14 protein-coding genes are annotated in these 15,465 nt (G+C 58.9%); 8 read left to right on the top strand and 6 right to left on the bottom strand.

The features are described 5' to 3' along the window. Position 1: 1 nt before the first annotated feature. Entirely contained in the window at positions 2 to 676 is a 675-nt protein-coding gene (locus LJD29_RS05150; protein ID WP_446744685.1) for a TetR/AcrR family transcriptional regulator, read from the top strand. Positions 677 to 678: 2 nt separating this feature from the next. After that, a complete protein-coding gene (locus LJD29_RS05145; RefSeq protein WP_446744684.1) occupies positions 679 to 1,632 on the top strand; it encodes a TIGR01777 family oxidoreductase in 954 nt (317 codons plus the stop codon). Positions 1,633 to 1,659: 27 nt separating this feature from the next. On the opposite strand, the gene moeB is transcribed toward LJD29_RS05145, so the two are convergent. The 4 genes from moeB to LJD29_RS05125 all read right to left on the bottom strand — a co-directional run bounded on the left by moeB (position 1,660) and on the right by LJD29_RS05125 (position 4,740). Next, positions 1,660 to 2,853, bottom strand: coding sequence for a molybdopterin-synthase adenylyltransferase MoeB (moeB, locus tag LJD29_RS05140; RefSeq protein ID WP_446744683.1), 1,194 nt, complete (start codon positions 2,851 to 2,853; stop codon positions 1,660 to 1,662). A gap of 106 nt (positions 2,854 to 2,959) precedes the next feature. Continuing rightward, positions 2,960 to 3,235, bottom strand: coding sequence for a MoaD/ThiS family protein (locus LJD29_RS05135; protein ID WP_446744682.1), 276 nt, complete (start codon positions 3,233 to 3,235; stop codon positions 2,960 to 2,962). An 86-nt stretch (positions 3,236 to 3,321) separates the two neighbouring features. Further along, complete coding sequence (locus tag LJD29_RS05130) at positions 3,322 to 3,774, bottom strand: M67 family metallopeptidase (RefSeq protein WP_446744681.1); 453 nt, start codon at positions 3,772 to 3,774, stop codon at positions 3,322 to 3,324. Between the two features lie 9 nt (positions 3,775 to 3,783). Further along, positions 3,784 to 4,740: a PLP-dependent cysteine synthase family protein gene (locus tag LJD29_RS05125; RefSeq protein ID WP_446744680.1), complete on the bottom strand. Its 957-nt coding sequence runs from the start codon at positions 4,738 to 4,740 to the stop codon at positions 3,784 to 3,786. Between the two features lie 120 nt (positions 4,741 to 4,860). Here LJD29_RS05125 and LJD29_RS05120 point away from each other — a divergent pair, with 120 nt between their 5' ends. The 5 genes from LJD29_RS05120 to LJD29_RS05100 all read left to right on the top strand — a co-directional run bounded on the left by LJD29_RS05120 (position 4,861) and on the right by LJD29_RS05100 (position 9,229). Next, positions 4,861 to 5,322: a hypothetical protein gene (locus LJD29_RS05120; RefSeq protein WP_446744679.1), complete on the top strand. Its 462-nt coding sequence runs from the start codon at positions 4,861 to 4,863 to the stop codon at positions 5,320 to 5,322. Positions 5,323 to 5,414: 92 nt separating this feature from the next. Continuing rightward, on the top strand, positions 5,415 to 6,023 hold the full coding sequence (locus LJD29_RS05115; RefSeq protein WP_446744678.1) for a hypothetical protein: 609 nt from the start codon (positions 5,415 to 5,417) through the stop codon (positions 6,021 to 6,023). Positions 6,024 to 6,041: 18 nt separating this feature from the next. Further along, entirely contained in the window at positions 6,042 to 7,316 is a 1,275-nt protein-coding gene (locus LJD29_RS05110; RefSeq protein WP_446744677.1) for an aminopeptidase, read from the top strand. A gap of 261 nt (positions 7,317 to 7,577) precedes the next feature. Beyond that, positions 7,578 to 8,024, top strand: coding sequence for a YybH family protein (locus tag LJD29_RS05105; protein ID WP_446744676.1), 447 nt, complete (start codon positions 7,578 to 7,580; stop codon positions 8,022 to 8,024). 107 nt (positions 8,025 to 8,131) lie between these two features. Next, complete coding sequence (locus tag LJD29_RS05100) at positions 8,132 to 9,229, top strand: hotdog domain-containing protein (protein ID WP_446744675.1); 1,098 nt, start codon at positions 8,132 to 8,134, stop codon at positions 9,227 to 9,229. 91 nt (positions 9,230 to 9,320) lie between these two features. Here LJD29_RS05100 and LJD29_RS05095 read toward each other — a convergent pair whose 3' ends face one another. Continuing rightward, positions 9,321 to 9,872 carry a glutathione peroxidase gene (locus LJD29_RS05095; RefSeq protein WP_446744674.1) on the bottom strand — a complete coding sequence of 184 codons (552 nt, stop codon included), beginning with the start codon at positions 9,870 to 9,872 and terminating at the stop codon, positions 9,321 to 9,323. A 136-nt stretch (positions 9,873 to 10,008) separates the two neighbouring features. Here LJD29_RS05095 and LJD29_RS05090 point away from each other — a divergent pair, with 136 nt between their 5' ends. Further along, entirely contained in the window at positions 10,009 to 12,708 is a 2,700-nt protein-coding gene (locus tag LJD29_RS05090; RefSeq protein WP_446744673.1) for a GH116 family glycosyl-hydrolase, read from the top strand. 69 nt (positions 12,709 to 12,777) lie between these two features. Here LJD29_RS05090 and clpB read toward each other — a convergent pair whose 3' ends face one another. After that, on the bottom strand, positions 12,778 to 15,426 hold the full coding sequence (clpB, locus tag LJD29_RS05085) for an ATP-dependent chaperone ClpB (RefSeq protein ID WP_446744672.1): 2,649 nt from the start codon (positions 15,424 to 15,426) through the stop codon (positions 12,778 to 12,780). Positions 15,427 to 15,465: the final 39 nt, after the last annotated feature.

Here is a 15,465-nt window from a genome sequence, read left to right as displayed (position 1 = left end):
CATGAGCCCGGAGAAGATTAAGAAGTCGGAAGAAACACGAGCCCGCATCCTCGAAGCCGCGCTGCGTACTTTCCAGCAGCACGGCTTCGAGCGGGCGACGATGCGCGAGATCGCTACCGAGGCTGGAGTTGCGGTCGGTGCGGCTTATTACTACTTCGATTCGAAGGAAGCCATCGTGATGGCTTTTTATGAGCGGGCGCAAAGAGAGATGGCTCCGAAGATTGAGGAGATTCTCGATAATGCGCGCACGCCGGAAAGCCGTCTGCGCGGCGTGATCGCTTACAAGTTCGAATACTTCGCTCCAAACCGCAGGCTGATGAGCGCATTGTCAGCGCACGCGGATCCGGAACACCCGCTGTCGCCTTTCAGTAAAGACACGGCCGCGATTCGAGATGAGGATATCGGCTTCTTCGCACGCGCTGTAGCCGAGTCGAAGGTGAAGCTGCCTCCGCGCATCAGTCCTTACCTGCCGCGCCTGTTATGGCTGTACCAGATGGGATTGATTCTCTTCTGGGTCTACGATCACTCGCACGAGCAGCGCAGAACAAAGCTGCTCTTCGACCAGACGCTGAAGATGCTGCTGCTTACGCTGAAGCTCGCAGGGCTGCCGTTTCTGCGTCCGATGCACAAACTGGCGGCTGATCTGCTGGATGCGGTCTACGAGGAGAAGGTCTAGCCATGCGCATCGTTATTCCGGGAGGCAGCGGACAGGTCGGGCAGATACTCGCACGTCATTTCCACGCGCAGAATCATGACGTCATTGTTCTGAGTCGAAGCGTGAAGCCTGCACCGTGGAGCGTGTTGCGATGGAATGCAGCAACGGCTGGCGATGTGTTGGAACGAGCAGATGTATGCATAAACCTCATCGGTCGCAGTGTGAACTGCCGCTACGATGAAGCGAATCGCCGTGAGATCTACGATTCGCGCATTCTCTCCACGCGTTTGCTGAACCAGGTCGTCGGTTCGCTGCGTCATCCGCCGCTCGTCTGGCTCAATGCGAGCACGGCTACCATTTATCGTCACGCTTTCGATCGCGACATGGATGAAGCTACTGGAGAGATGGGAGGCGGAGAGCCGGGTGCGCCTGAGACCTGGAACTTCTCGATCAGGGTCGCGAGGGATTGGGAGTCCGAGTTTTTCAACACGCAGATGCCGCGCACTCGAAAGGTTGCATTGCGGAGCGCACTCACTCTCAGCCCCGATCGTGATGGTATCTTCTCGGTGCTATCGAGCCTGGTTCGTTACGGGCTTGGTGGACCCATGGGGGCAGGCAGCCAATATGTTTCCTGGATACACGAGGAAGACTTCGTGCGCGCGGTCGAATGGCTGATCGCTCATGAGGAAATAAATGGAGCGGTCAACCTGGCATCGCCATATCCGCTGCCGAACCGTGATTTCATGCGCATTCTCAGGGAAGCGTGGGGAGCCCCAATAGGCTTGCCAGCGCCGGCCTGGTTGCTCGAAATCGGAACGTTCCTGATGCGGACAGAATCCGAACTGGTGCTGAAGAGCCGACGCGTGGTTCCCGGGCGGATGCGGGACGCTGGATTCAAATTCCGTTTTGCCGGATGGAGAGACGCTGCAGAAGATTTGGTTCATCGATGGAGACAAATAAAAAGCGGTGCGTCATAAGACGCACCGCTTTAACAACGCTTCAGCTTAGTACTTCGCAATCGTCGGATCGACGTCGTTCGACCAGGCGGTGATGCCGCCGGCGAGGTTCGTCACCTTGAAGCCCTGCTGCTGCAGGAACTCGGCGGCCTTCTGGCTGCGTCCGCCCATCTTGCAGTGCACGACGATCTCGCGATCCTTGTCGAGTTCGACGTAGCGGTTGGCAACCTCGCCCAGCGGAATCAGCTTTGCGCCGAGGTTGGCGATCTGGTATTCGTGCGGCTCGCGTACGTCGAGCACGAAGATGTCAGCGCCTTCATCCAGCTTCTTCTTCAGATCCTTGGGAGAGATCTGCGGTATGCCGTTCTGTACCTGTGTTCCGTTCACTTCCACCGCCTTTGGTTCAGGAGTAATTCCGCAGAACTGATCGTAATCGATCAGCTCAGTCACGGTCGGGTTTTTGCCGCAGACCGGGCAATCAGGGTTCTTGCGCAGCTTCAGCTCGCGGAACTTCATGTTCAGCGAATCCACCAGCAGCAGGCGGCCGATCAACGGTTCGCCCTTGCCAAGGATCAGCTTGATGACTTCCGTAGCCTGGATCACGCCGACCAGTCCGGGCAGGATGCCGAGCACGCCGCCCTCCGCGCACGAGGGAACGAGTCCCGGCGGCGGCGGTTCGGGGTAGAGGCAGCGGTAGCAGGGGCCCTCTTCGGTCGCGAAGACGCTGGCCTGGCCTTCGAAGCGGAAGATCGAGCCGTAAGCGTTCGGAATGTTTCCGCTCAGCACGCAGGCATCGTTGACGAGATAGCGCGTCTGGAAGTTGTCGGTTCCGTCGGCGACCACGTCGTAGCCCTTGATGATCTCGAGCGCGTTGGCGCTGGTGAGCATCGTCTCGTACTTCACAATGTTCAGGTGAGGATTGAGCGCCTTGAGCTTTTCGGCAGCCGAGTCGATCTTGGGGCGGCCCACATCCTTGGTCGAGTGGATGATCTGGCGCTGCAGGTTGCTCTCGTCCACAACGTCGAAGTCCACGAGGCCGATGGTGCCGATGCCTGCGGCGGCGAGGTAGTAGGTGAGAGGGGCGCCGAGTCCGCCGGTGCCTACGCAGAGCACTTTCGCAGCCTTCAGCTTCTGCTGGCCTTCGAGTCCCACTTCGGGCAGGATCAGGTGGCGCGAGTAGCGCGCAATCTCGTTATTGCTCAGTTCCGGCAGGGCTGCCGATGTTTCCAAAGTCGTAGTCATATCCAGTCTCTTTCTCAAACTGCCTGAACGAATCAAAGTTCCCGACCAAAGGGAGGGCCAAACCTCTCTACGAAGCGAGGCGCCAAAGGCGCGTATGCCCGTGCGGCTAGCACCCGCCGGCGATGGAGGGGATGATCGAGAGCGCGTCGCCTTCGCCTACCTTCGTCGATTCCTTTTCGGGCAGGTAGCGGATGTCTTCGTCGTTGAGGTAGACATTCACAAAGGCCCGCAGCTTTCCCTCTTCGGAATACAGGTGCTTCTTGAGATCGGGGTGCTTCGTGGTCAGTTCGTCGAGGGCCTCGCCGAGGGTTGCGGCGTTCACGCTCACTGCGTCCTGCCTGTCGGTGTATGCGCGCAGCGGGGTGGGAATATGAATCTTCATGTCGCAGTCTCTTCCTTTAGATCGTTAGATAAAGAAATAGAGGGCTGGGTCGCAGCCCGAGGATTTGTGCTGTCAAATCCCTGCGATCAACATCGTTCCGCTTCCAGTGCGGCTACCTCGATGGCCTCGTCCTCGAAAGCCTTGTCTTCCTCCGTCGTACCGGTCAGCAGGAAGGAGTTGGTGATCTTCGCTGCGCCGTTTTCGACGGCCGTGATGACGTAGGAGCAGCCGAGCCAGTGGGCTTCGGCGAAATCGGTCTTCGACCATTGCGCCGGATGGTCCGGATGCGAGTGGTAGAAGCCGACGATATCCAATCCGCGCTCCCGGCCCAGGCGCTGGATCTTCACCAGTTCCTGCGGGGCGATGTGGTAGCGGTTGTGGGCGGAGTCGGTGCGGGTATTGCCCGCGCGCACGGCGTCCTCGACGTTGTTTACACCGTCGGCTGAGCGGCCAAGCAGCACGCCGCAACACTCATGGGGGTACGTCTCCTCACCATGGCGTCGGATTGCGTCGTAGGTCTGCTCATTCAGCTTCAGCATCGCGTGGCCTTACTCCTTCCAGAATCTATCGCTTAGATATTTGTCTGCCGAGTCGGGCAGAATGACGACAATTACGGCCTCGCGTTCCGAAGCCGCTTCTTCCTCGGCAATCCGCAGGCTGGCTGCAACGGCTGCCGCGGCGGAGATGCCGACAAGCAGGCCTTCGGTCCGGCCAAGTTTCTTGGCCATGGCATAGGCCGCCTCGGTTTCCATGTCGATGTTGCGATCGGCGAGATTAGCGTCGTAAATCGGGGGCACGATGGCGGTGGCCATGTGCTTGAGGCCCTCAAGGCCATTGAAGGGCGAGTCCGGCTGCATGGAGATGCACTGGATCTCCGGGTTCAGCTCTTTCAGGCGGCGCGTGGTGCCGATAAAGGTGCCGCTGGTTCCCAGGCCGGCGACAAAATGGGTGACCTGCCCGGCGGTCTGCTGCCAGATCTCATTGCCCGTGGAGCGGTAATGGGCCTTCCAGTTGGCTTCGTTGCCATACTGGTCGGCGTAGTAATACTTTTCCGTCTCGTTTTTGGCCAGTTCGCGCGCTTTACGGATCGCTCCATCGGAGCCGTCGCCCGGATCCGTCCAGACCACGTTGGCGCCATATGCGTGCAGGATGCGCTTGCGCTCTTCCGATACATTGCTCGGCATGCAGAGCGTGACGCCGAAACCCATGGCTGCGCCCAGCATTGCGTATGCAATACCGGTGTTGCCGCTGGTCGCGTCGAGAAGATGCTTGCCACCGCCCAGTAGACCGCGCGAAAATGCATCCGTTACGATCGCAGAGGCCGGACGATCCTTCACCGATCCGCCCGGGTTCGCCCACTCAGCTTTACCGAGAATCTGGATGCCGGGCAGGTGTGCCGCCAGGCGTTCCAGCCGGATAAGCGGCGTGTTGCCGATGCGGTCCAGCAGCGATATGCCGAGGAGGGTGCCGGTCGGGTTGGTCCTTGGATCGGTCAGCGTTGCCATAAGTCGTTTCTCGCGTTGCAGCTTCCTGTCTCAGTGTGCGAGAGTGGAGAGGAGCAGGCGCGTCTTTACAGTGTAGCTTTTGACCTGCCCAGATCACAAACCCGCAGGGAATCAGGACCGATGCCAAAGAAGATCAAGCCCCGCACCTTCGATGAAGTCCTTTCGGAACTTCGTAGTCTGAAATTTGATGTACGAGAGGCGCCGGGCGTCGCAAATGGATACCTGGTTTCGAAGTACGGCTGCGCAGCGATCCTTGGCCGTTCCAGGGATGGCAAAGGAACGGAACTGGTTCATAAGGCCGGCGTCGTCATGGGTGGCGAAATCGCCCACCTGCTCGATCGCGGATTTCAGAAGTTCTTCAAGACCAGCAAGTTCGAAGTGGCGGCGACCGCTGAAAAGCTTCGCGCAGAGCACAACTTCTCCGAAGAGCTGCGCGAGGTCGCAGGGGAAGTCAGCCTTTACAACGAGGCACTTGGCTCGGTCAGCGACGAATATATGTACGACCGCGTGAAGGGCCGTGACAAGGATGGTCCCGCCAAGGGCCTCGCGCCCTGGCAGACGACCGCCAGCGCCGGACACTAACTCCGCAGGCAAGTGAACATTTTCGCGGCGCGGAACGTCTAGAGACATGCCCGGACTCAAACCGGGCAAGGATTGTAAGAGGGAGCATCGCCATGCTTCGCAAGCTTCTGTTCCTCGCCGCCGTTCCCATGCTGGCCCAACAGGCCTCGAATGTTATCCAGATGCCCTCCGACCGCGTGGGCGACTCCTACGCAATCTTCTCCTCGCTACTCCCCGGCAAACCCTTCGACACCCTTTCGCCGGAGCAGTATCCGCAATGGGCTATTGCCGACACTACCGTCAGCATCGCGGACATGAGTCCCGCAGTACCGCCGCAAGGGCAACTCAAGCCGCCGCCTGACAATCCCAGTGCCTTCAACCAGGCTTTGCAGGACTACGAAGCGCGCAAGTATCAGCGCGTTCAGCTGATGCCGATCTTCCACGTCACACATCAATACGACCTGATCACCGATTCCCAGGTGAAAGACCTGCGAACGGCGAAGGCGTCGGTCACGGCAGACTCCGCCCTGCAGAGCAAATACAGGGGATATCCCGGAGTCACATTCTTCAGCCAGGTTTTCTATAACGGTCCACACACCGCTGCGCTCGTCTATATGAATAACTGGTGCAACGAGCTGTGCAACGGCGGCGAGTGGGTCTATCTCGAAAAGCACGGCGGCCAGTGGGTGCGGCGGTCGGGAGTGAATGTTCCCGGCGCATAGGACTACACTGGGAACGATATGGCTACTCTTACCGAAACGCCTGTTAAGAAAAGCGAGCAGTCTGCTCAAAACTTTGACCAAAAACTCGATCGCCTCGCCGAAGTCGCCATCCAGGTAGGCCTGGGCCTCACACCCGGCCAGGAACTGGTCATGACGGCTACGCTGGACACGCTGCCGCTCGTCCGCCGCATCACCGAGCACGCCTACAAGGCCGGTGCGAAGCTGGTGACCACGCTGCTGTCGGACGAGGAGTCATCGTTGCTCCGCTACCAGTACGGCGCGAACGATAGCTTCGATTACGCAGCCGGGTGGCTCTACAACGGCATGGCCGAGGCCTTCAAATCGGGAGCAGCCCGCCTCGCGGTGGCCGGAGGCAATCCCGGCCTGCTCTCGCAGCAGGATCCTGACAAGGTAGGCCGCGCCAATCGCGCTGTTTCGAAGGCTTATCGTCCGGCGCTCGAGCTGATTACCCGCCACGACATCAACTGGACCATCGTTGCCGCCGCCACTCCCGCATGGGCAGCGACCGTCTTCCCGAATCTGCCCGCTGACGAGGCTCTGGAAAAGCTGTGGAACGCCATCTTCGCCGCCTCGCGCGCTGATCTGCCTGACTCGGTCGCCGCGTGGAAGGAGCACGACGCCAACCTGCATCGCCGGTCGGCCCTGTTGAATGAAAAGCGCTATGCCGCGCTCCACTTCAAGGGACCGGGCACGGATCTCAAAGTAGGACTTGCCGACGATCACCTCTGGCTGGGCGGCGGCACGACCGCGGGCAATGGCAACTACTGCATCCCCAACATGCCGACCGAAGAGGTCTTCACCACGCCCCACAAGGACATGACGGAAGGCACGGTCACCAGCACCAAGTCGCTCTCGCACCAGGGAACGATGATCGAAGGCATCCGCGTGCGCTTTGAAAAAGGACGCGTCGTCGAAGCCCATGCCGACAAGGGCCAGGGAGTGCTCGAACGCATGATCGACACCGACCACGGCGCCCGCCAGCTCGGCGAAGTCGCGCTGGTGCCGCACAACTCGCCCATCGCGCAGAGCGGACTGCTCTTCAACAACACGCTCTTCGATGAAAACGCAGCCTGCCACATTGCACTGGGTCAGGCCTACAGCACCTGCGTGAAAAACGGTGACAAGCTCACGCCCGAAGAACTCGCGGCAAGAGGCGCGAACGAAAGCCTCATCCACGTGGACTGGATGATCGGCTCCGGCCAGATCGATGTGGATGGAATTACCTCGTCAGGCGATCACGAACCGCTGATGCGTCAGGGCGAGTGGGTTTAAAGGCAGCGTTCAGGACTTGGGGATTAGGACTCAGGAAATAAGGCAGGCCATCGGCCTGCCTTATTATTTTTTGGCGCTAGATACTGCGAAGATAAAGGGTGCCCCATCCAAGCTCCGCTTGGGTGGGAAGAAGGATCTTGTTCTGCCCTGATAACCGCACCGTCTCAAGTAAGACACGATTATTCAAGGAGCGGGAGAGAGATTTCATCCCACCCAAATTATTTCTCCGAAACACACCCTCCCGTCAGACAATGAGGAATCATGCGCCGAATCCTCCTGCTAGCCAGCCTCGTCTTACTGCTCACCGTTCCCACTGCCGCCCGTGCGCAGGATGCACCCGCGCAAGCCATCGAGAAAGTTCTCCACGACCAGCAGGCAGCATGGAACGCCGGCGATATCGAGACCTTCATGCACGGCTATCAGGATTCGCCCGAGACCACCTTCATCGGCAAGACCATCGCCAGCGGCTACCAGGGCATCCTCGAGCGCTATCGCAAGACCTATGCCAACCACGACGCCATGGGGAAGCTCGACTTTTCCGAGCTTAAGGTCAGAATGCTTGGAGAGAATCATGCAGTCGTCACCGGCAGGTTTCATCTCACCCGCACGCAAGCTGGAGGCGGCGATGCCAGCGGAGTTTATTCGCTGGTGTTCGAAAAAGGTTCGAAGGGCTGGCAGATCATCCTCGACCACACCTCGGCGGATTGAGTGCCGGAGCTTCTGCCCGGAGTTGTTGTTCCACGCGAAGTGAGGAATTTGCCCTTGTGTGCTCGTCCTCACAAATTCCTGTAGCTTTCACCGGCTATGCTTGAAGCATGTCCTCAGAAGCATTTCGTCCCAAGAGCCCAGGCGATACTGCTCTTATCCGGCATCTGCCGTTCGGTTCGGACCCCAAACTCCGCCGCCGTTTCCAGCTGATCGATGAGCCGGTGCGCTCGAACCTGCGGGCCGGATTGTTTCTCGAGGTTCTCGACAAACTCGCCGAAGACACAGCTCTGAACTATGTGCGCGGATTCTATCCGGAGGCAAGGGTGGTAACTGCTGCCATGGATTCTCTCCTCGTTCGCAATGTTCCTGACGACAGCCGCGACATGGTTCTCTACGCCAGCGTCAACATCGTCGGTACCACTTCGCTCGAAGTGGGCATTCGTGTCGAGCAGCCAGGGGATCCGTTGCTGCACGTGGCATCGGCGTACTTCACCATGGTCGCGCGCTTACGCAAGGAGGACGGCCACGAGCACAGCGTGCCACTGCCGCCGCTCGAATACAGAACCGCTCTCGAAGAAGAGCGAGCCGAACGCGCGCAGAAGCGTAAGGAAAGCTATCGCGAAGCCAGGAATGCCGCTGAAGAGCCCCCGACGCGCGAAGAGTACGGTATGCTGAAGCGGTTACACGAAGCGCAGGAGAAGCCGAACCATCACCTGCTGCTTGCCTCGGAACTTGTTGCGGAAGGCTGGGAGCGTACCTATCCCGAGCATGAAAATGTCCCTCAGAAAATCTTTGGCGGATACGTGGCGCATCGCGCCTTCATGTACGCCCACATCTGTTCGGAGCTGGTAGCCAGTCATCGTCCCCTGCTTGTATCAGTGGACCGCATCAACTTCTACCAACCGGTGCGCATGGGTGACAAGCTGCACTTTGTCAGCCGCGTCGCTTACACCGGCCATACGTCGATTTCGGTCGAGACTTCCATCACCCGCATCAGCCGCGATCGCAAGAGCACGGCGCTGAGCAACGTCTGCACTTTCACCTTCGTTAATGTGGACGCTGCTCTGAATCCGCTGCCGGTGCCTGCTATCTACCCCACGACTTACGCCGAAGACGCCCGCTATCTTGCCGGATACCGGCGACGTCAGGCTTATCTGAACCGGCAGACATCCGCGGATGTAGATAGTCCGGTTCCCCACGCATGATTTGTTGAGTAGACAATGGGTGTCCCGTCCAGGCTCTGCCTGGGCGGGACACCCATGGCATGTGTTTCGACATGGGTGGGTTTAAAAAGAACTACTTCGCGATTTCCTTCTCGATAGCCTCAACCACAATCGGATCGTCCGGCACCATCTCTGGCGAGAAGCGTGCGACGACATCGCCCTGGCGATTCAGAAGAAACTTCTCGAAGTTCCACAGGATTCCCGGCGCGTCGTTGGTCTTGATGCCGTATCCCTCCAGATCTTCACGGAAAGGCTTCTCTGCCGTGCTGATTGCCTCAGGCTGCGCAAGAATCAGTGCCTGGTAAAGAGGATGCGTGTCCGCTCCCGTGACCACGATCTTCTCGTAAAGAGGAAAGTCGACGGAAAACATGGTCTGGCAGAAGGTCTGGATTTCTTCGTTCGTTCCTGGCTCCTGGCCGGCGAAATCGTTGGCAGGGAAACCGGCGATGACAAAACCCTTGTCGCGGTAATCGCGATAGATCTTCTCTAGCGCCTCGTACTGCGGCGTCAGCCCGCACTTCGAGGCCACGTTGACCACAAGCGTTACCTGTCCCGCGTATTCACCGAGCGTGGATGCTTCGCCATTGATCTTCTTTACCGGAATGTCGTAAACAGCAGTGCTCATAAACTCTCCTTCCTGCATGGATGAGCATATGCCATTCCAGGTCGCCGAAAAATTACAGCGAGGTCACGAGCTATGGATTTCCGCCGTGCCCATCGACTTATCATGGAAACAAAGATGACAAAGGAGCAAGCGCAGGATGCGAGCACCATCAGCAGGAAGAGTCTGGTCAATTTGTGTGATGGTAGCTGCAACCCTGGCGCAGCCGTGGCATGGAAACGCACAGGATGACTACGGCGCTCAGCAGGCTAACAGTCGTTTTCTGGCGGATGTAAGCAGCGCGAGCGGCGAGCCGGCAAATTACCTGGCACTGCATGACGCTCCCGGGCCCAGCGGTGTTCCGCTGGGTGGCATCGGAGTCGGCGCGGTTGACCTCGCTCCCGATGGACATTTCACACGCGTTGCGATCAACAACTGGTCCACGGACAGCGGTGTGGCAAGGGCTCGATCCGAGCATCCCGAGTGGGACAAGGAAGCGTTCCTCGCGGTATGGGAGAAGGATTCCTCCGGCAACGTGGCGTCCATTCGTCTGCAGAGAGATCGCCGGAATCTCTGCGGTATGGAAGGCTACGCGCACTCGACCTATCGCGGCCTCTTTCCGACGGCAAGGCTGTCCTTTGATAGTCCGATCGCAAGCAGCCTGCATTCGCTGGTCTCGGTATATGCGCACAGCGGCTTTGTTCCGCACGATGTGAAGGATTCATCGCTGCCTGGCTTCTGGATCGAGGTCACCCTGGCAAACTCCGATTCGAAACCAGTGGAAGCTTCGGTCGCGCTGTCATGGCCTGACCTGATCGGCCGCGGAATCTACGATGTCGCTCCGGGAGCAGAGCGCACCGGCTACCATGGCGCGTTCGATATATCGAAGCTCGTTGCGATTGCCGCGCCCGCTACCCGCGTGACCGCACTCGATGCCGACGGCTTTCACGGTCTGCGCCAGTTCGCTGCCTCAACGCCATCGATTCGCCAGGCGACCTTCCAGAACTACATCGATGCCGTTGCTCTTCTTGCGGAAAAACAGGACGGCACGGTGAGTACAAGCTCCTCGTGGAATCCTTCGGACAGTTCCGAGAACTGGAAAAGCTTTCGCGAAAACGGCGACTTTCCAGATCACGACGGCGCGGCAGAGTTAAGTGGCAACAGTGCACCGTCAAACGCGAGTGTGGTAGCGATCAAAGCTCATATCGCCGGGGGAGGGAAGCAGACCTTCCGCTTTCTCGTCACATGGTCCGTGCCGCCACCACCTAAGGCCGAAAACCGCTTCGGTACCACCGGCTATGGCCGCTTCTTTCAAAATTACTTCCCGAATTTCGATTCGCTCATCGCATACGAGATTGCTCAGCGTGAACGGATTCTCGAAGAGACACTGGCGTGGCAGCAGCCCATCCTCGCAAGCACTCTTCCTGGCTGGCTCCAGTTCAAGCTGATCAACAGCGCCTACACGATGTACACCAACACCATGCTCAACAAGAGCGGAGACTTCAGCGTCATCGAAGGCGGCATGGGAGGGCTTGCCGGGACGATGGACCAGCGGCTTGCGGCGCATCCGGTCTACCAGAAGTTTTTCACCGAACTCGACAGGGCCGAGCTGCAACGCTTTGCCGACACGCAGGACACCGACGGAGGCATCCTGCACTTTGACGGCAGCTACTTCGTCGGCATCGCGGATCGCCAGGGCGACACACCCGTACCCCACGAGAAGATGATCGACAACACCGCTTCGTGGGTGATCCAGGTTGCGAAGGACTATCAGCAGACCGGCGACGATTCGTTTGTGAAAAAAAATGCCGAACACATCCGGCGGGGCTTTTCCTATATGCAAGCGCAGGTGAAAGATCAATCCTTCATCCCGGTCGGCGGTCAGACCTACGACGACTTTCCTCATCCCGAGATTTCCGTATACACCGGAACTGTATATCTCGCGGCCCTGCGCGCGGGCGAAGTGCTGGGACATGCGATCGGAGATGCGAAGCTCGCAGCTTCCTCCGAAGAGCAGTTTCAAAAGACACAGGCCGGTCTGATCCACGCTTTGTGGAACGGCCGTTTCTTCGCCTACGGGACGGATATCGGAGGCGCGAACCGCCGTGACGACCGGCTCTTCAGCGGTCAACTGGCTGGCCAGTTCCTGAGCCGATACGCGGGCTGGGGCGATGTGCTTCCTTTTGAAAAAGCAGAATCATCGATCGATACGCAGCTGCGCACCGCCGTCATTTCTTCTCCAGACTTCTATGCGCCCAAGGTGTGGGACATGGAGATGCAGCGCGGTGTCGATATGCCGGGCTCGCGGACATGGCCGTTTTACCTGGAGAGCTATACCGCGATGGCGGCGATTCAGCTCGGGAATGTTGCCGATGGTCTCGACATCATGCGCCACATCCAGATGGTGCACCTGCGCGGCGGCTGGACGTGGAGCCAGAACCTCTGGAATCCAGGTGAACTTACCTATGTAGCGGGGCCGGTGACATGGTTCATTTCAGATGTTCTGAGCAACGCGGCGCTGGATGTTCCCGGGCAAAGAATTACACTCAGCCCCACGCTGCTGCCAGGGCAGAAGCAAACAACCCTGCCTCTGTTCTTTCCGCGCTTCTGGGCAGACCTCGAGTACTCACCTGCGGAAGGGAAGTGCGTTCTTAAGATTACCCGCACATTCGGCGACAGCAACATCACTCTCAAAGAACTGAAGATTGAACCCATCGGCACGCCGAGTGACGAGGCCGATGTTGTAAAGATCAATCCCTTTGTCGTGAAGCAGGGCTCTGCGCTGGACCTTTCTCCTTACCTCAAAGAATTCCAGAAGGTTCGTACCCGGGAATCCGTCCTCGAGCCTGCTTCTCGGTAGGACGACAAGAAAACAGCGGGCAAAAGAAAAGGCGGGATTACTCCCGCCTTTCAGTTGTGCTGCCTGTTCTTACGCTCGTCCGATCAGATGTCCTTCAAGCGGAATTCCTGCTCTCGTCTTTACCTCAAAACGCAGCTGGTTATTCTGCTTGTCCGAGTCGATCCGCACGTGATCGCCATGCAGTATCTCTCCGTCGAGGATCTTGATCGCCAGCGGGTCCTGAATCAGCCGCTGGATGGCGCGCTTCAGCGGACGCGCTCCATAAGCCTGGTCGTAGCCGCTCGTGAAGAGCTGATGCCGCGCCTGCTCCGTCAGCTCGATGGTGATCTCGCGGCTTGCCAGCAGCTTTTCGAGATCCTTGAGCCGCAGATCCACGATGTGCGACAGCTGTTCTTCGCCCAGCGGACGGAAGATCACGATGTCGTCCACGCGATTCAGGAACTCGGGACGGAAGCTCTGCTTCAGCACGTCCATCACCTGATCCTTGGCGCGGTCGAAGGCTGCTTCATTGGTCAGCGACTCTCCCTGCAGAGCATGAGCACCCAGGTTCGAGGTCATGATCAGCACGGTGTTCTTGAAGTCGACAGTCCTGCCCTTTGAATCGGTCAGGCGCCCGTCGTCCAGCACCTGCAACAGCACGTTGAAGACATCCGGATGCGCCTTCTCGATCTCGTCGAAGAGGACAACCGAGTACGGTCTACGCCGTACTGCTTCCGTGAGCTGCCCGCCTTCATCGAAGCCGATGTAGCCAGGAGGCGCGCCGATCAGCCTTGCCACGGCATGCTTCTCCATGTACTCCGACATATCGATGCGCACCATCGCCGATTCGTCATCGAAGAGGAACTCGGCCAGTGCGCGCGCAGTTTCGGTCTTGCCCACGCCCGTCGGTCCCAGGAAGATGAAGGAGCCAATCGGCTTCTTCGGATCGCTAAGGCCGGCACGCGAACGCCGGATGGCATTGGCTACGGTCTTCAGCGCATCTTCCTGGCCGATCACCCGCTCTCGCAGGCGCGCTTCCATTTCGACCAGCTTCTTTACTTCGCCTTCGAGCATCTTCGAGACTGGAATGCCAGTCCACTTGCTGACGATCTTGGCGATGTCTTCTTCATCCACCTCTTCCTTCAGCATGCGCGGACCCGATACCGTGTCCTGCTCGGCGGTCAGCTTCTTCAATTCGGCTTCGAGCTTTGGCAATTCCCCATACTGGATCTGTGCCGAGCGCTCCAGGTTTCCAAGACGAGTCTGTTCCTCGCCTTCAAAGCGCAATGCTTCGACCTGCTTTTTGAGCTCGCTCAGCCGGGTAATGGCTTCGCGTTCCTTCTGCCAGCGGGCACGCAGGCCGGTCGATTCCTCTTTCACCGAGGCAAGCTCGCGTTCCACCTGCTCCAGGCGATCTTTGGAGTTCTTGTCCGTCTCGCGTTTGAGCGCGGCCTTCTCGATTTCGAGCGAAGTCGCCTGGCGATCGAGCTGATCGATCTCAACCGGCACGGATCCAATCTGAATCGCCAGCGAAGCCGCAGCTTCATCGACAAGGTCAATGGCCTTGTCCGGCAGAAAGCGGTCGGAGATGTAGCGGTGCGACAGCGTCGCCGCCGAAACGATCGCCGAGTCCTTGATGCGCACCTTGTGGTGCGACTCGTAGCGCTCCTTCAGCCCGCGCAGGATGGCGATGGTGTCTTCGACATTCGGTTCGCCGACGAAGACGATCTGGAAGCGGCGTTCGAGCGCTGCATCCTTCTCGATGTATTTGCGGTACTCGTTCAACGTGGTTGCGCCGATGGCCCGCAGCTCGCCGCGAGCAAGTGCCGGCTTAAGCATGTTCGAGGCATCGATCGCGCCTTCTGCCGCTCCAGCGCCGACCAGCGTATGCAACTCATCGATGAAGAGAATGATCTGACCGTTCGAGTCTTCGATCTCTTTCAGAATGGCTTTCAGCCTGTCCTCGAACTCACCGCGATACTTCGCACCGGCGAGCATAGAGCCGAGGTCGAGCGAGATCACGCGCTTGTCGCGCAGAATCTCGGGCACGTCGCCCTGCACGATGCGGCGCGCGAGTCCTTCGACGATGGCGGTCTTGCCAACGCCTGGCTCGCCGATCAGCACCGGATTGTTCTTCGTCCTGCGGGAAAGCACCTGGATGACACGACGAATCTCTTCGTCGCGTCCGATCACCGGATCGAGCTTGCCGCGGCGCGCTAGTTCGTTCAAGTCCTTCGCATATTTCTCGAGCGCCTGGAACTTTGCTTCAGGATTCTGATCGGTCACGCGCTGGGTGCCGCGCACTGTCGTCAGGCCCTTCAGAATCGTGTCGTGCGTTGCGCCGAACGAGGCCAGCAGCAGCTGCGCGCCGTCGTTCTTCTGATCGGCCAGCGCAAGCAGCAGGTGCTCGGTCGAGACGTATTCGTCCTTGAAATGACCGGCCTCTTTAAATGCCTGGTCAAAAATCTTATTGAGCGCATTCGACGCGCCGGGCTGAGCTGAGCCGCCACTTACCTTGGGCAACTTGCCAACCGCTTCCTGCGTCTTCGCGTTGAGTTGCGAGGCAGGCACTCCAACTTTTTCGAGAACAGGCACGATAATGCCATCCTGGTCCTCGAGCAGGGCCGCCAGCAGGTGCAGCGGCAGAACCTCAGGATTGCCGTTCTCGGCTGCCATCTGGCTCGCCGCCTGTACGGCTTCCTGCGATTTCAGTGTGAATTTATCCCAACGTACAGCCATGTCACCTCCAGCGAGGAAACGGTCAGCTCGACACCGGTC

The sequence above is a fragment of the Silvibacterium acidisoli genome (assembly GCA_022870745.1).
Lineage (GTDB): Bacteria > Acidobacteriota > Terriglobia > Terriglobales > Acidobacteriaceae > Silvibacterium.
Note: the sequence above shows the minus strand (reverse complement) of the source record. Positions and strands in the feature narration are given on the sequence as shown.

Bases quoted from the DNA above. Each gene is read 5' to 3' on its own strand.
- LJD29_RS05150 (WP_446744685.1), top strand. From the start codon at position 2: ATGAGCCCGGAGAAGATTAAGAAGTCGGAAGAAACACGAGCCCGCATC.
- LJD29_RS05145 (WP_446744684.1), top strand. From the start codon at position 679: ATGCGCATCGTTATTCCGGGAGGCAGCGGACAGGTCGGGCAGATACTC.
- moeB (WP_446744683.1), bottom strand. From the start codon at position 2,853: ATGACTACGACTTTGGAAACATCGGCAGCCCTGCCGGAACTGAGCAAT.
- LJD29_RS05135 (WP_446744682.1), bottom strand. From the start codon at position 3,235: ATGAAGATTCATATTCCCACCCCGCTGCGCGCATACACCGACAGGCAG.
- LJD29_RS05130 (WP_446744681.1), bottom strand. From the start codon at position 3,774: ATGCTGAAGCTGAATGAGCAGACCTACGACGCAATCCGACGCCATGGT.
- LJD29_RS05125 (WP_446744680.1), bottom strand. From the start codon at position 4,740: ATGGCAACGCTGACCGATCCAAGGACCAACCCGACCGGCACCCTCCTC.
- LJD29_RS05120 (WP_446744679.1), top strand. From the start codon at position 4,861: ATGCCAAAGAAGATCAAGCCCCGCACCTTCGATGAAGTCCTTTCGGAA.
- LJD29_RS05115 (WP_446744678.1), top strand. From the start codon at position 5,415: ATGCTTCGCAAGCTTCTGTTCCTCGCCGCCGTTCCCATGCTGGCCCAA.
- LJD29_RS05110 (WP_446744677.1), top strand. From the start codon at position 6,042: ATGGCTACTCTTACCGAAACGCCTGTTAAGAAAAGCGAGCAGTCTGCT.
- LJD29_RS05105 (WP_446744676.1), top strand. From the start codon at position 7,578: ATGCGCCGAATCCTCCTGCTAGCCAGCCTCGTCTTACTGCTCACCGTT.
- LJD29_RS05100 (WP_446744675.1), top strand. From the start codon at position 8,132: ATGTCCTCAGAAGCATTTCGTCCCAAGAGCCCAGGCGATACTGCTCTT.
- LJD29_RS05095 (WP_446744674.1), bottom strand. From the start codon at position 9,872: ATGAGCACTGCTGTTTACGACATTCCGGTAAAGAAGATCAATGGCGAA.
- LJD29_RS05090 (WP_446744673.1), top strand. From the start codon at position 10,009: ATGCGAGCACCATCAGCAGGAAGAGTCTGGTCAATTTGTGTGATGGTA.
- clpB (WP_446744672.1), bottom strand. From the start codon at position 15,426: ATGGCTGTACGTTGGGATAAATTCACACTGAAATCGCAGGAAGCCGTA.